This is a genomic window from Umezawaea endophytica (assembly GCF_025061645.1).
Classification (GTDB): domain Bacteria; phylum Actinomycetota; class Actinomycetes; order Mycobacteriales; family Pseudonocardiaceae; genus Umezawaea; species Umezawaea endophytica.
This window is the reverse complement of record NZ_JANYMP010000026.1, coordinates 120,169-135,850: the sequence shown is the minus strand read 5'-3', so window position 1 is coordinate 135,850 and position 15,682 is coordinate 120,169. Positions and strand designations below refer to the sequence as shown.

Annotated in this window: 11 protein-coding genes; 4 read left to right on the top strand and 7 right to left on the bottom strand. The window is 69.6% G+C overall.

Translation table 11 applies throughout. The features are described 5' to 3' along the window. Positions 1-41: 41 nt before the first annotated feature. Positions 42-3,296 carry a tetratricopeptide repeat protein gene (locus NZH93_RS38800; RefSeq protein WP_259628295.1) on the top strand — a complete coding sequence of 1,085 codons (3,255 nt, stop codon included), beginning with the start codon at positions 42-44 and terminating at the stop codon, positions 3,294-3,296. Here NZH93_RS38800 and NZH93_RS38795 read toward each other — a convergent pair. The 4 genes from NZH93_RS38795 to NZH93_RS38780 form a co-directional block, all read right to left on the bottom strand. After that, positions 3,293-3,859, bottom strand: a complete 567-nt coding sequence (locus NZH93_RS38795; RefSeq protein WP_259628294.1) for a TetR/AcrR family transcriptional regulator — start codon at positions 3,857-3,859, stop codon at positions 3,293-3,295. The genes NZH93_RS38800 and NZH93_RS38795 overlap by 4 nt on opposite strands. 13 nt (positions 3,860-3,872) lie before the next feature. Further along, a complete protein-coding gene (locus tag NZH93_RS38790) occupies positions 3,873-4,406 on the bottom strand; it encodes a 3'-5' exonuclease (RefSeq protein ID WP_259628293.1) in 534 nt (177 codons plus the stop codon). Between the two features lie 85 nt (positions 4,407-4,491). Next, positions 4,492-5,253: an SDR family NAD(P)-dependent oxidoreductase gene (locus NZH93_RS38785; protein ID WP_259628292.1), complete on the bottom strand. Its 762-nt coding sequence runs from the start codon at positions 5,251-5,253 to the stop codon at positions 4,492-4,494. A gap of 27 nt (positions 5,254-5,280) precedes the next feature. Beyond that, complete coding sequence (locus NZH93_RS38780; protein ID WP_259628291.1) at positions 5,281-6,426, bottom strand: acyl-CoA dehydrogenase family protein; 1,146 nt, start codon at positions 6,424-6,426, stop codon at positions 5,281-5,283. Between the two features lie 102 nt (positions 6,427-6,528). On the opposite strand from NZH93_RS38780, the gene NZH93_RS38775 reads away from it, so the two are divergent. Continuing rightward, complete coding sequence (locus NZH93_RS38775) at positions 6,529-7,155, top strand: TetR/AcrR family transcriptional regulator (RefSeq protein ID WP_259628290.1); 627 nt, start codon at positions 6,529-6,531, stop codon at positions 7,153-7,155. Positions 7,156-7,703: 548 nt separating this feature from the next. On the opposite strand, the gene NZH93_RS38770 is transcribed toward NZH93_RS38775, so the two are convergent. Continuing rightward, positions 7,704-7,976: a GlsB/YeaQ/YmgE family stress response membrane protein gene (locus tag NZH93_RS38770; RefSeq protein WP_259628289.1), complete on the bottom strand. Its 273-nt coding sequence runs from the start codon at positions 7,974-7,976 to the stop codon at positions 7,704-7,706. A 122-nt stretch (positions 7,977-8,098) separates the two neighbouring features. Further along, positions 8,099-8,899: a sporulation protein gene (locus tag NZH93_RS38765; protein WP_259628288.1), complete on the bottom strand. Its 801-nt coding sequence runs from the start codon at positions 8,897-8,899 to the stop codon at positions 8,099-8,101. A gap of 157 nt (positions 8,900-9,056) precedes the next feature. Between NZH93_RS38765 and NZH93_RS38760 the strand changes: the two genes are divergently transcribed. Next, on the top strand, positions 9,057-12,062 hold the full coding sequence (locus NZH93_RS38760; protein ID WP_259628287.1) for a carboxyl transferase domain-containing protein: 3,006 nt from the start codon (positions 9,057-9,059) through the stop codon (positions 12,060-12,062). Between the two features lie 192 nt (positions 12,063-12,254). Beyond that, a complete protein-coding gene (secA2, locus tag NZH93_RS38755; RefSeq protein WP_259628286.1) occupies positions 12,255-14,576 on the top strand; it encodes an accessory Sec system translocase SecA2 in 2,322 nt (773 codons plus the stop codon). A 523-nt stretch (positions 14,577-15,099) separates the two neighbouring features. On the opposite strand, the gene NZH93_RS38750 is transcribed toward secA2, so the two are convergent. Next, the gene (locus NZH93_RS38750) at positions 15,100-15,681 is read right to left on the bottom strand and encodes a dihydrofolate reductase family protein (RefSeq protein ID WP_259628285.1); all 582 of its coding nucleotides are present in this window, start codon (positions 15,679-15,681) and stop codon (positions 15,100-15,102) included. Between the last annotated feature and the right edge of the window lies 1 nt (position 15,682).

Below are 15,682 nucleotides of genomic sequence, written 5' to 3'. Positions count from 1 at the left end.
CTTCCACGGGCTAGCCTGTCCACTTCCTCGGAGGTGGCGGCATGCGGTGGCGGAACAACGCCCCTCGAAGCGCTGTCGGTGGAACCGTCCACAACAGCGCCAACGGCAACCTGATCGGCCCGGTCGTGCAGACCGGTGCCGTCCACGGCGACGTCCACGTGACCTCGGCCAAGCGGGGGTACGCCCTGCGGTCCTTCCCCGGCCCCGAGCACTCCGCGCTGCCGGAACCCTCCCGGCGCCAACCCAGCCAGTTGCTGCTGGCCCGCAACGAGGTCGTCGACTTCATCGGCAGGGAATCCGATCTGCGGGAACTCGACCGGTGGCGGCGGGGCGCGGCCAGGATCGACGCCCTGCTGCTGCACGCGCCGGGCGGGTTCGGCAAGACCAGGCTCGCGGTGAAGTTCGCGGCCCGGTCGGTGGCCGCGGGGTGGACGGTCGCCTTCGCCCAGCACGGCAGCGATCCGGGGTTCGCGGCCTGCGACGGGATCAGCCCGACCGGGGCGGAGGGGCTGCTGGTCGTCGTGGACTACGCGGACCGGTGGCCGCGGAGCGATCTGCTGGCGCTGGTCGAGGACGTCAGGCTGCGGCACAACGGGGCCAGGCGGATCCTGCTGCTGGCCAGGTCACCCCGCCGGTGCTGGGACCTCCTCCAGTACCCGCTGCGCAAGCTGGGCGTCAGCGCCGACGCCCGACGGCTCCCGGAGCTCGCGACGGACCTCGCGTCGAGGCGCGAGGTCTTCACCGCGGCGCGCAACCGGTTCGCCGAGGTGTTCGGCGTGGACGCCGAGGGCGTGCGCCCGCTCGGTTCGCTCGACCACAGCGCCTACGGGTCGGTGCTCACCATCCACATGGCCGCCCTCGTCGCCGTGGACGCCTCGGACCGGCGGAGGCTGCCCCCGACCGACCCCGGAGCGCTGTCCGAGTACCTGCTGCACCGGGAGATCGACCACTGGGCGGCGATGCGCGAGACCCGCGCGATCACGTCCGGGCACGAGGAACTGGCGCGCGCGGCGTTCATCGCCACCCTGGTCGGTCCCGTGTCCCACCGCGAGGGCGTCGCGGTGCTCCGGGGCCTCGGCGTCGCGGCGTCGGACTGCGAAGCCGGGCGCATCCTGGCGGACCACAGCGCGTGCTACCCGCCCGCCGACGACCAGACGGTGCTCGAACCCGTCTACCCGGACAGGCTGGGCGAGGACTTCCTGGCCTACTGCCTGCCCACCGGGACGGCGGGTCGGGACGGCGCCACGCGGATGCTCGACCCGTGGACGGTGGACGTCGCCGCGCGGTTGATCGACGAAGGCGTCCCGCACGGCCAGTTGATCACGGTGCTGACCGAGTCCGGCAAGCGGTGGCCGCACGTGGGCGCGCACCTGCGGGACCTGCTGCTCGTGGACCCCGGCCGCGCGGTCACGGCGGGTGGCGCCGCTCTGATGGCGGTCGCGAACGCCGCCGACATCCGGGTGCTCGCCGCCATCGAGCCCCTCCTGCCCGACCACCACGCCGACCTCGACCCGGCCGCGGCGGCCCTCGTGCGGAGGCTGACCGACTACCGGCTGGTACACACCCGGTCACCCGAGGCACGCGCTCGGCTCCTGATCGGCCTGGGGTGGAGGCTCGGCAACGCGGGCGCGTTCGACCAGGCGCTGCGCACGACGGAGCCCGCGGTGCGGATCTACCGCGAACTGGCGGCGGACCACCCCAGCGCCCACGAGCCGGGGCTCGCCCTCTCCCTGCACCACCTCGGCACCCACCTCGCGGGGATCGGCCGCAAGCAGGAGGCTCTGGAGGCGTCGCAGGAGGCGGTGGCGATCCGCAAGCGGCTCGCCGAGGCCGACCCGTGCGCGCACGAGGCCGACCTCGCGTCGTCGCTCAACAACCTGGCCGCGGACCTGTCCGAGGTCAACCTGCGGGAGCTGGCGCTGGCCACGATCGAGGAAGCCGTGGACATCCACCGGCGGCTCGCCGCCCACGACCCGACCGCCCACGAGCCCACCCTCGCGGCGACGCTGAACAACCTCGGCATGCACCTGGCGGGCGTGCAGCGGACCGCGAAGGCGCTCGACGTCGCGGAGGAGGCGGTCCGGCTGTACCGGAACCTCGCCGCCCGCGACCCCCACGTGTTCTCCCCCGACCTCGCGAGCGCGCTGCACAACCTCGGCACGCACAGGGCCGAACTCGGCCACCTCACGGCGGCACTCGACGCGACGGAGGAGGCGGTGCTGATCCGAACGCGGCTGGCCGTCTCCAGGCGGGTCGTGTTCGAGGCGGAACTGGCCGCCTCCCTGCACAGCCTGGCGACGACGTGCGCCGAACTGGGGTTCGGGGACCGCGCGCTGTCGCACGTCCAGAACGCCATCGACCACTACGAGCGGCTGCACTTCACCGCGCCGGAGATCTACGCGCCGAAACTGGCGGCCTGCCTGCACAACCAGGGTGCCCACCTGTCCCGTGCGGGCAAGCTCGACGACGCCGCGGCGGCCTCCCGGCGAGCAGTGGCGATCCGGGCGGACATCGCCGAGGCCGCCCTGTCCCGCTACGAGGAACTGCTGGCGGAGGCGATGCTGCGCCTCGGGGTCCGATTACCGGGGCCCTCGCTGTTGGACGAGAAGCCGTCCCCGGCCGTGAGCAGCCTCCAGAGGTCGGTGAACGCCATCGTCAGGTCGATGGATCCCGGCAACGTGCAGTCGACGAGGAACCTGGAGATCAGGCTGGCCCGAGCCGCCAGGTTGACCGCGGTCGTCACGAGCGCCAGTCCGGTGGTGGAGGGCCTCCTGGCACTGGGCCAACGCGAACTCGCGCGGGTGGAGTGCGGGCTCGCCAGGACGCTCAGCGCCCTCAGCTCACGGCTGGTCGACATCGGCAAGGGCAGCGAGGCGCTGAAGACCTCCGAGCAGGCGGTGTCCACCTGCCGCCGCCTCGTGGCCGTCGACCCGGTCCTCTACCGCCCGGACCTCATCTCGTGCCTGGTCAACCACGGTGTGCGGCTCGCGGAGTCCGGCCACCGGGACCACGCGCTGAAGGCCACCGAGTACGCCGTCAGCCTCCTGGGCTGGCCGTCGGCCATCGACCTCGGGTCGTCGACCGCCATGACCGCCTGCGCGTTGCGGGCCTACGCCTGGGTGCGGCTGAAGGCCTCGCTGGAACTGGAATCCGCCTCGGACGCGATGGAGCAGGCGCACGCGATCTACCGCAGGTTGGCGCGGGACGAACCGTCCGCGTTCGGCGACGCTGCCCTGGCCACCAGGCGGACGATGACCGCCCGGCTCGGCGACCCGGACGGGCTCCAGCCCGACTAGGGACGCAGCGAACCGACCAGCAGGTCCGCGTAGTGCCGCCCCACGTCCTCCGCCGACAGCACCCCGTCCGGGCTGTACCAGGTGGCCAGGTGGTGGACCGCGCCGAAGTAGTAGTGCACCGTCACGTCCGCCGGGACGTCCGCGCGGAACACCCCGGCCGCCTGCCCCTCCTCCACCAGCGCCCGGAACCGCTCGTGGTACCGCCGCCGTTCCGACCGCATGGCCAGCCGCTTGTCCTCGGCCAGGTGGTCCGCCGACCGGAAGTACACCTTCGCCTGGTCGAAGTTGTCGATGCTGGTGACGATCACGTCCGACGCGGCGGCGTGCAGGCGCTCCACGACCGGGCCGTCCCCGGCGGCGATCTTCTCCAACCGCTCCGTCTGCATCCGCAGCACGCTGCCGTAGATCTCGTGCAGCAGATCGTCCTTGGAGCCGAAGTAGTGGTACATCGCCCCCTTGGTGACCCCGGCGCGGTCCACGATCTCCTGCACGGCCACCCGGTCGAAACCCTTGGCCGCGAACAGTTCGGTGGCGGCGCTGATCAGACGTTCGGGGACGGTCACCGTCGAAGCCTACCTATTCCCTGGTGGAACGCAGGATCCCGCCGAAGAGCGCGGCGATGTTCCACGCGTCGTCGTCGCCCCGGTGGTGCGTGCCCTCCAGCGGCAGCCCGGCCAGCGCCAGCGCCTCGGCGAGCCCCACCTCCCGCGGCAGCGCCCGGCTCAGCGCGAACAGCGTCTTCACGTTCACGTGCCGCGGCCCGAACGGGTAGTGCCCCTGGCGTTCGAACTGCTTCCGGTCGTAGTCGCCGTAGCTGGCCCACACCCGGTCGCGGGACCGGAACTCCTTGCGCAGCAAGGCGCACGCCTCGACGTAGGTGACGCCGCCGGACACCTGCTCCGCGGTGAGGGTCGTCAGCGACGTGCAGAACGCGCTGACCGACGACCGTTCGGGCCGCACCAGGACGCTGTGCTTGCCCAGGCGCTCACCGGTGGCGACGTCCAGCTCGCACACCCCGATCTCGATGATCTCCGACGCCTCACCGGGCGGCGGATCGCCTTCCCAGCAGGTCGCTTCCACGTCGACGACCAGCAGCCTGTCCAGTTTCACCCGGTCATCGTGGCACGGGTCCTCATCGGACCGGAAACGGAAAACCCCGCGCACGAAGGACGATCCGTGCGCGGGGTTCCGGAGATCAGCCGCCGATGGAGATGCCACCGTCCACGACGAGCGTGGCACCGGTGACGTACCCGCCCGCCGCGGACGCCAGGAAGACGACCGCCGCGGCCAGTTCCTCCGGGTCGCCCATGCGCCGCAACGGCGTGCGGGCCAGGTTTCCGTCCAGGTAGCCGTCCGGGTAGGTGTCGGTCATCTCGCTGGCGAAGTAGCCGGGCGCGATGGCGTTGACCCGGATCCCCTTGCGGGCGCTCCACTGCGCGGCCAGGTCCCTGGTCAACCCCATCAGCCCGGCCTTGGACGCCGAGTAGGCGGCCTGCGGCAGCCCACCGGACATCAGCCCGAGCACGCTGGAGATGTTGATGATCGAACCGCCGTTGGCCATCGCGGCGGCGGCGGCCTGCGCCATCCAGAACGCCCCGTTGAGGTTCACGTCGATGACCCCGCGGAACTGCTCCGGGGTCTCCCGCGACGCGGGCACGGCCGTGCCCACACCGGCGTTGTTGACCAGGACCGACACGGGCCCGAACCCGGCCGCCTCCTGGGCGATCCGACGGCAGTCCTCGGGCGACGACACGTCGGCCTGCACGATCAGCGCGCGCCGACCCGCGGCCTCGACAAGCTGCGCGGTGTCCTTCAGCTTCTCCGCGCGCCGGGCCGCGAGCACCACGTCCGCGCCCGCTTCCGCGAGCGCCTTGGCGAACGCCACACCGAGCCCGGAGGACGCGCCCGTGACGATCGCGACCTGGCCGTCGAGCCGGAACTTGTCGAGGATTCCCATGTCAGCAAAGCCTTTCCGGGTTGGTGGTCACAGGCCGAGGTCGCGGCCGATGAGTTCCTTCATGATCTCGTTCGACCCCGCCCAGATCTTCGTGACCCGAGCGTCCATCCACGCCCGCGCGACCCGGTACTCGGTCATGTACCCGTAGCCGCCGTGCAACTGAACGCACGCGTCGAGCACCTCGTTCTGCACGTCCGCGCTCCAGTACTTCGCCTTCGCCGCGTCCACGGCGGTCAGCTCACCACGCGTGTGCGCCAGCGTGCACTGGTCCAGGAACGCCTGCGTGACGTCGACCTTCGTCGCCAGCTCGGCGAGCAGGAACTTGTTGTGCTGGAACGAACCGATCGGCTGCCCGAACGCCTTGCGCTCCTTCACGTACTCGATCGTCTCGATCAGGATCTGCGCGGCGTGCGCCAGGTTCGAGATCGCGCCACCGATCCGCTCCTGCGGCAGGCGCTCCATCATGTAGATGAACCCGCGGTCGACCTCACCGATGACCTGCTCCGCGGACAGCCGCACGTCGGAGAAGAACAGCTCGGCGGTGTCCGACTCGGGCTGCCCCACCTTGTCGAGCTTCCGCCCCCGCTCGAACCCCTTCATCCCGGTCTCGACGGCGAACAGCGTGATGCCCTTCGCCCCCTTGTCCGGCGAGGTGCGCGCGGCCACGATGATCATGTCCGCCGAGTACCCGTTGGTGATGAACGTCTTCGACCCGTTCAGGATCCAGTCCGACCCGTCCCGCACCGCGACGCTGCGCAACGCGGCCAGGTCCGACCCACCGGACGGCTCGGTCATCCCGATGCCCGTGGTCATCTCACCGGAGCAGAACCGCGGCAACCACCGCTGCTTCTGCTCCTCGGTGCAGAGATCGACGAGGTAGGGCGCGACCACGTCCCCGTGAATCCCGATGCACGACGCGACACCCGCGCTGAGCCTGCACAGCTCCTCACCGAACACCGCGTTGAACCGGTAGTCACCAGCCGCGCTGCCGCCGTACTCCTCAGGCACCTCGAGCCCCAGCAGCCCCTGCCGCCCGGCTTCGAGCCACGCCTCACGATCGATGAACCGCTGCTCCACGTACTTCTCGTAGTTCGGCCGCAACGTGCGATCAACGAACTCCCGTGCCGATTCCCGGAACGCGTGGTGATCAGCCTCGAACAGCGTCCGCCGCACTGGAGCCTCCTCAAAACGACATACTAAGCGGTTGCTTAGAACTAAGCGCGCGCTTAGATTGCAGTACGATCCACACCCCTGTCAACACGTCCCGGAGGACACATGACCAGCCTGGGTGAAGGCGAGTACGCCCTGCTCGACCAGTCCTGGCACGACGCCATCACCCCGGACGCAGCAAGACGCATGCTCATCGCCGCCGCCCACGCCTTCGCGGACAAGGGCTACCACGCCACCACGACGAGGGACATCGCCGCCAGAGCAGGCATGAGCCCAGCAGCCGTGTACATCCACTACCGCTCGAAGGAAGACCTGCTGTTCCAGATCAGCAAGGTCGGCCACGAACGGTCGTTGAAAGTGCTGACAGCCGTCCAGGACCCGGATCCTAGGGACCGGATGGCAAAAACAGTGGCAGCTTTCGCGCGGTGGCACGCGGAGTTCAGGACAACGGCACGAGTGGTGCAGTACGAACTGGGATCACTTTCACCGGAACACCACGCCGTGGTGGCGGAGTTGAGACGCAAGATCGAGACGCACGTGCGGCAGATCGTCGAGGACGGGGTGAAGGCGGGCAGCTTCGAAACCCCGGACCAGAACGGCACAGCACTGGCAGTGCTGTCGCTGTGCATAGACGTGGCCAGGTGGTACCGCCCGGACGGAAAACGGACACCAGAGGACATCGGCACCCTCTACGCAGACCTGGCACTACGCATGCTCAGCAAGAGCGTTTGAGCCACGACCCACGACCCACGAAACCGGACCTCGCAGACCGCCAGCCACCTACGAGACCGGACGCCGTCTACGCAGCGTGGCCGATTTTACTTGGGGGATTTGCCCCTTAAACTTGCGCCGGACGGCAGCTTCACCTCTGCCCTTTATTGTCCGGCGAAGGGGCAAATCTAGAGGCCCCAAGTCAAATCGGCCACCCCCACGCTGGCACTTCGGTACGGAGCCTGACCACGCCGTGACCTGCGGGTATGTTTTCGAGGGGTTCCCCCGCCACCCCTCTCGCGCAATTATTTCGATGTCTCTTTTGCTTTGTCAAGGCGGGAAAGATGCCTTGACAAAGCAAAAGAGACACGAAGGGCGCTGGGGATGGGGGCGGCGGGGGAAGTGTGTGCCGGGTCAGTTGCGTGCGCCAGATCAAGCGTCGAAGCAGGTCGGCTTTTCACGCAAACACCCGCCACTCCCGTAGGAGGGCGGGCATTTGCCTGCGGCTACGGCTGCGACGACGGCCACGACTGCACCAACCGCCGACCCTCAACCGCAACAACCAACCGCTAGTGAACGCTCCTCTTCCCATACACGCCCGCCGCCAACGTCACCCCGACCGCCGCGATCGCGATCTGAACCACCAACTCGATCCAGTCGATTCCCGGTGTGTCCTCCACGCCGAAGATCCGTGCCACGAACGTCCCGAGGAACGCCGCCGCGATGCCGACCACGATGGTCAACCACAGGGGGATGCCCTGCTTCCCCGGCGCGACCAGCTTGCCGAGCAGTCCGATGATCAGTCCGATGACCAGAGCGCCGATGATGCTGCCGATGCTCACGATGCCTCCTGCGGGTTGGAAAACCCTCGATGAAGCGCCCGGCCCGTGTCCGGGGTCTTCGGCGATCACTATCCCACCGAACGCCTGGTCCGCAGGGTGAACAGCGGGTCTATTCGCCCAGTTCAGTGACCGAACGCGCCGAACGAGCCGCGGCGGCCGGCGATCTGGTCCATCCAGTTGTGGATGATGCCCGCCCAGTCGGCTCCCACGGCCTCCTGGTGGCTCAGGTGGAAGTGGCCGAAGCTGTCGCCGCCGGAGCGGAACATGCCGCCGCGGCGGTCGGCCTCGAGGATCACCCAGAGGCTGTGCGGGTCGGCGACGAAGGTCAGTTCGACCTGGCTGATCTTGGAGACGAACTGCTGCGGGGGCAGGAATTCGATCTCCTGGTAGAACTGGAGCTGCTGCGGCACGCCGTGCAGGCGGCCCGCCTCGTTGTCGGCGCGGGTGAAGCGGAAGCCGAGCTGGACGAAGGCGTTGAGCACGCGTTCCTGCGACTGGAGCGGGTGGACCGAGACCGGGTCGAGGTCGCCGGGGTCGACTGCGCCGCGCACGGCGAGTTCCGTGCGGAGGCCGAGGGTCATGCCGTGGAGCTGCTGGCCGCCCACGACGTTGATCGGCGACTCCAGCGGGACCTGGTACTGGAACGGGATGGACATGTGCTGGCCGGGCGCGACGGTGATGCGCTGGGCGACGAACACCTTGCCGTAGTCGACGTTGCGGATCGTCTCGCTGTCGCTGCCCTCGAACTCGACTCTGGTGACCAGCGAGAGCGCCACGTGGTCGATGTCGGCGGGGTGGTCGCCTCCGGCGATGCGCACCTCCCCCGTCAGCAGCTCGCCGGGACGCGTGTTCGGGTTGGTGAGCACGGTGTCGACCGTGGGCCCGCCTACACCGAACGCGCGCAACATCCTCTTGAACACCACGGGGGACCTCCTGGGGCGGCTGGCGGGTTCACAGTTGGGTGGAAGTGTGTCCCATTGACGCCCGACAGGGGCTTTTGGTTCCACCTGGACGTGGGCGTGTCGCGCTGCCACCATGATGGGCCGACAACATACTAAGCGGTCGCTCAGGAGGTCCCCCGTGCCCGGACTGCTCGTCGCCAACCGGGGTGAGATCGCGGTCCGCGTCCTCCGAACCGCCGCTGACCTGGGTCTTCGCACCGTGGCGGTGCACTCGGCCGATGACGCGGACGCCCTGCACGTCCGGCTGGCCGACGTCGCCGTCGGGCTGGACGGCGTCGGACCGGCTCCGTACCTCGACGTCGACCGCCTCGTGCGGGTCGCGCTGGACCACGGCTGCGACACCGTCCACCCCGGTTACGGCTTCCTGTCCGAGAACGCGGGCTTCGCGCGGGCGTGCGCCGACGCCGGTCTGGTGTTCGTCGGGCCCGGTCCGGACGTGCTGGCGCTGCTGGGCGACAAGAGCCGTGCCCGCGCGCTCGCCGTGGAACTGGGCGTTCCCGTGCTGCCGGGTACGGGCCCCGTGGACGCCGAGGCCGCGCGGGCGTTCTTCGCCGAGCACGGTCCGGTCATGGTCAAGGCCGTCGCGGGCGGTGGCGGTAAGGGCATGCGGCAGGTCCACGACGTGGCCGACCTGCCCGCCGCGCTCGACCGCTGCCGGGCCGAGGCGCTGGCCGCGTTCGGCGACGGCGCGGTCTACCTGGAACGCCTGCTGACGCGGGCCCGGCACGTCGAGGTGCAGGTCGTCGGCACGACCGTGCTCGGCGACCGCGATTGCAGCCTCCAGCGGGACCACCAGAAGGTCGTCGAGATCGCCCCCGCGCCGCGGCTGGACCCGGACCTGCGCAAGGCGCTGCACGACGCCGCTGCGCGGATCGCGGAGGCCGTGGCGTACCGGGGTGTCGGCACGGTCGAGTTCCTGGTGTCCCCGGACGGCGGTTTCGTTTTCCTGGAGGCCAATCCGCGGCTCCAGGTCGAGCACACGGTGACCGAGGAGGTCACCGGTCTCGACCTCGTGCGCGCCCAGCTCCTGATCGCCGCGGGCGAGGACCCGGACCTCGCGCACCGGGAACGCGGCTGCGCCGTCCAGCTCCGCGTCACGCTGACCTCCGCGGGCACGGTCACGGCGTTCCAACCGGCGACGGGCCCCGGCGTCCGCGTGGACACCCACGCCTACGGCGGCTACCGGGCGAGCGACCGCTTCGACGCGCTGCTGGCCAAGCTCGTCGTGCACGCCGACGACCTCGACACCGCGCTGCGCAAGGCGCGCCGCGCGCTCGCCGAGTTCCGCGTCGACGGCGTTCCCACGAACCTCGGGTTCCTCCGCGACCTGCTGGACCGGGACCTGTCCGACACGCACACCGGTTCCCTGGACGCCCTCCCGGCTCCGACCTGCCAGGACGGCCCCCGCTCCCCCGTGGCGGGCACGGTCGTCGCGGTCGACCCCGGCGCGGTCGTCGTGGAGGCGATGAAGATGCAGCACGTCATCGCCACCGGCTCCGGCCGTGCGCTGGTGGCGGTGGGCGACACGGTCGCCGAGGGCGCGCCGGTGGCCGAGGGCGGCGACCTCGCGGAGACCGGGGAGGTCGAGCGGATCGACCTCGACGCCATCCGACCGGACCTCGCGGAAGTGTTGGCACGACACGACTTCCGCCGTCCGGACGCCGAGGCGAAGCGCCACCGGACCGGCCGCCGCACGGCCAGGGAGAACGTCGCGGACCTCTGCGACGACAACAGCTTCGTGGAGTACGGCGGTCTGGCCGTCGCCGCGCAACGCCAGCGCCGGACGTTGGAGGAGCTGGTCGACCGCACGCCCGCGGACGGCTTGGTGGCCGGGATCGGCACGATCGACGGCCACCGGTCCGTCGTGATGTCCTACGACTACACGGTTCTGGCGGGCACGCAGGGCGTCCGCAACCACGCCAAGCTGGACCGGATGCTCGCGCTGGCCGAACAGCGCCACCTGCCCGTGGTCCTGTTCGCCGAAGGCGGCGGCGGTCGGCCGGGCGACACCGACCACGGTCTGGTCAGCGGCCTGGACACCGGCTCGTTCCACGCCATGGCGAAGCTCAGCGGCGCGGTGCCGCTGGTGGGCGTCGTCTCGGGCCGCTGCTTCGCGGGCAACGCCGTGCTGCTCGGCACCTGCGACGTGATCATCGCGACCGCCGACGCGAACATCGGCATGGGCGGTCCGGCCATGGTCGAGGGCGGCGGGCTGGGCGTGTTCCGCCCGGAGGACATCGGTCCGATGGACGTCCAGGTCCCCAACGGGGTGGTCGACGTCGCGGTCGCCGACGAGGCGGAAGCCGTTGCCGTGGCGAGGAAGTACCTCTCCTACTTCACCGGACCGGTGCCAGGGTGGACGGCGCCGGACCAGCGCCTGCTGCGGCACGCCATCCCGGAGAACCGGCTCCGCGCGTACGACGTGCGCGCGGTCGTCGACACCCTCGCGGACACCGACTCGGTGCTGGAGCTGCGCCGGGCGTTCGGCCGGGGGATCGTCACCGCGCTGATCCGCGTCGAGGGCAGGCCAATCGGCCTGATCGCCAACGACCCGGCCCACCTCGGCGGCGCGATCGACGCGGACGCGGCGGACAAGGCGGCCAGGTTCCTCCAGCTCTGCGACGCGTTCGACCTGCCGGTCCTGTCGCTGTGCGACACACCGGGGTTCATGGTCGGTCCGGACGCGGAGCGCACGGCGACCGTGCGGCACCTGAGCCGGATGATGGTCGTGGCGGCCAACCTGGACGTGCCGTTCGGCCTGGTGGTGCTGCGCAAGGCCTACGGGCTCGGCGCGCAGGCGATGGCGGGCGGCAGCCTGGCCGTGCCGGGGTTCACCGTCTCCTGGCCGAGCGGCGAGTTCGGCCCCATGGGGTTGGAGGGCGCCGTGAAACTCGGGTTCCGGCGGGAACTGGAGGCCATCGCCGACCCGGAGGAACGGCGGGCGGCGTTCGACCGGATGGTCGCCGCCTCCTACGACCACGGCAAGGCGCTGAACCTGGCGGGGGCGTTCGAGGTCGACGACGTGATCGACCCGGCGGACACGCGGCGCTGGATCACGACGGGGTTCGACCCGGCCGTCCCGCGCGCCTCGGGCAAGAAACGGCCGTACATCGACACCTGGTAGAGGTCCCCCGTGCGTGAAGGCCCCCCGACGCACACGCTACGGCCGGGGTCCGACAGTTTTGGCGCTTCGAGGTGTGCTGGGGCGGTGCGAACGGGTGAATGCTGGGCCGAACAGCTCAGCGACCTGCGTCAACGGTGGAGGAAGCACCCACCACACCGGGAACGCAACCGCCTTGCCGTACGTTTCGGCACCGTGACCACACTCATGGCACGGCTGAAGCAGCGGATGCGTCGGTTCGCACAACGCCCCGGCTCGGCCGACCTCACGCCCTACCGGACCCTGCTGGCCGCCGTGAACACCCACGAGGAGCGCGTCGGCGCGCTCAGCGACGAGGAGCTCACCGCCGCGGCCGGGGAGCTGCGCGAACGGGACGTGTTCGGCAAGGACGAACTGGTAGAGGTGTGCGCGCTCGCCAGGGAGGCCGCCGACCGCGCGCTCGGTCTGCGTCCGTTCGACGTGCAGATCCTCGGTGCCCTCGGGCTCCTGGAGGGTCACGTCGTCGAAATGGCGACCGGTGAGGGCAAGACGCTGTCCGGCGCCATCGCGGCGGCCGGGTTCGCGCTGCGCGGCGACCAGGTGCACGTGGCGTCGGTGAACGACTACCTCGCCCAGCGCGACGCCGAGTGGATGGGTCCGCTGTACGAGCTGCTCGGCGTGTCCGTCGGGTGGCTGAGCCAGAGCTCGAAGCCGGAGGAGCGGCGCGCGGCGTACGAGGCCGAGGTGACGTACGCGGCGGTCAGCGAGATCGGGTTCGACGTGCTGCGCGACCGGCTGGCCGTGGACGAGGCGGACCGGATCGTCCCGAAGCCGCGCGTGGTGCTGGTCGACGAGGCCGACTCGGTGCTCGTCGACGAGGCCCGCGTGCCGCTGGTCCTCGCGGGCTCGACCGCGAACGAGGCCGCCGACCCCGTGATCGCCGACCTGGTGCGGAGGCTCCGCAAGGACCTGCACTTCGAGGTCGACGACGAGGAGCGCAACGTCTACCTGACGGGCGCGGGCTCCGAGGCCGTGGAGCGCACGCTCGGCGGCATCGACCTGTACTCCGACGAGCACGTCCAGACGACGCTGAGCAAGGTCAACGTGGCCCTGCACGCGCACGTCCTGCTGCACCGCGACATCGACTACATCGTGCGCGACGGCAAGGTCCACCTGATCAACGACACCCGCGGCCGGATCGCCCGCTTGCAGCGCTGGCCCGACGGCTTGCAGGCCGCCGTCGAGGCGAAGGAGTCCGTCGCTGCGACGGACTCCGGCGAGGTGCTGGACTCGATCACCGTGCAGGCGCTGCTGAACCGGTACCCGACGGTGTGCGGGATGACCGGCACGGCCGTCGCGGTGGCGGAGCAGCTCCGGACGTTCTACACCCTGGAAGTCCTGGTGATCCCGTCGAACCAGGAGTGCATCCGGGAGGACGAGGCGCCGCGGCTGTACACGACGCTGGAGTTGAAGGAAGCGGCCCTCGTCAAGGAGATCGCGTCCGTTCACGAGACCGGGCGACCGATCCTGGTCGGGACGCTGGACGTGGCCGAGTCGGAGAGGCTCTCGACGAAGCTGCGCGCGGCCGGGTTGGAACCGGTGGTGCTGAACGCGAAGAACGACGCCGAGGAGGCGACGATCATCGCCGACGCCGGGTCGTTCGACCGGATCACGGTGTCGACGCAGATGGCCGGTCGAGGTACCGACATCCGGCTGGGCGGGCACGACGGTGAGGACCACGAGCGGATCGTCGGACTGGGCGGGTTGTACGTGGTCGGGTCCGGTCGGCACACGTCGAGCCGGTTGGACGACCAGTTGCGCGGTCGCGCAGGCCGTCAGGGCGACCCCGGTGGGTCGGTGTTCTTCGGGTCGTTGCAGGACGAGCTGGTCACGCAGTTCGCGCCGGACCACGACGAGCCGGTCGAGGTGGACGACGACGGGCGGATCACCGACTCGGGGACGCTGCACACGGTCGAGCACGCGCAGCGGGTGGCCGAGGGCGTGCACCTGGAGATCCACCGGAACACGTGGCGGTACAACAAGCTCGTGGAGCACCAGCGGGAACTGCTGATGGCTCACCGGAACAAGGTGCTGACGACGGACGCGGCTTGGGAGGAGTTGGCCAAGCGGGCTCCTGAGCGCGCGGCGGAGTTGAAGGAGGACGTCTCGGAGGAGGTCCTCGTCGGGGCGGCTCGGTTGATCACGCTGTACCACCTGGATCAGCGGTGGAGTGAGCACCTGACGTTCCTGACGGACCTGCGTGAGGGCATCCACCTGAGGGCGCTGGCGCGGCAGAACCCGTTGGACGAGTTCCACCGGGAGGCGATTCCCACGTTCAACCGGATCGTGCCGGATTCCTGGGAATCGGCGGAGGAGACGTTCGCCGAGGCGAAGATCGGTCCGGAGGGGGCGGAGTTGGCTGCGGCTGGGGTCAAGCGGCCGAATACGACTTGGACTTATCTGGTGCATGACAACCCGTTCTCTTCCGGGTTGGAGGAGACGTTCAAGGGGTTGGTGAAGATGGTGAAACGTAAGTAGGGGTTGGTTTCGAGGCGCCTGCTGTCCCCTCTGGGGGTGGCAGGCGTTTTGTCTTTGGCCGGAAGCGTGGTGGCTGGGACGTGACGGACGCACGCAACTGACCCCGGCACAGACCTCCCCCGCCGGCCCCATCCCCAGCGCCCTTCGTGTCTCCTTTTCTTTGTCAAGGCATCTTTCCCGCCTTGACAAAGAAAAGGAGACATCGAAATAATTGCGCGAGCGGGGTGGCGGGGGAACCCCTCGAAAACATACCCGCAGGTCACAGCATGGCTGGGTTGCGTACCGGGGATCCAGCGGGGATGTGGCCGATTTGACTTGGGGCCCCTAGATTTGCCCCTTCGTCGGACCAAAACGGCGGGGAGGTGAAGCCGCCGTCCGACGCAAGTTTAAGGGGCAAATCCCCCAAGTAAAATCGGCCACGCTGCGTAGGCGGCGTCCGGATTCGTAAGTGGTCGGCGGTAGGCGGCGTCCGGCTTCGTAGGTGGTCGGCTGCTGTTGGTGCCGGTTTTGCGGTGGTCGGCGGTCAGCGGTGTAGCCGGTAGAGCAGATGTAACACTCTGTTGCCCTGGATTACCACGTCAGGGTCTTCCAGCAGGTGTTGTGCTTGGGTTGATCCGAAGTAGCGTTTGCCTGTTCCGAGCACGACGGGTACGACGTCCATGCGTACCTCGTCGATCAGGCCTGCTGCCAGTACCTGGCCGCCTACGTCGCCTGCGGCGACCTCGACCACGCGGTCACCCGCCAACTCCTGTGCCTTGGCAACTGCCGCCTCGATGCCGTCAACGAAGTGGAACGGTGCCTCAGGGTTCCAGCCCTCGGGTGCTGGGCGGTGTGTCACGACGACTACGTGGTCGATTCCGCTCGGCGGCTTTCCGTCCCAGCCATCCGTCAGGTCGAAAACATGGCGGCCTGCGATCGTCACCCCGATCTGGTCCCAGTACGGGCGGGTGTAGTCGTACGAGGTCTGCGACACCTTCAGGTAACCACTGTCGTCCAACGGAACGTCGCCACTGGTCAACCAGTCGAACAGTGGACCGGGTTGGTCATTCTCGTTTGCGATGAAGCCGTCCACCGACACCGAGCTGTACATGACCACCTTGCCCACG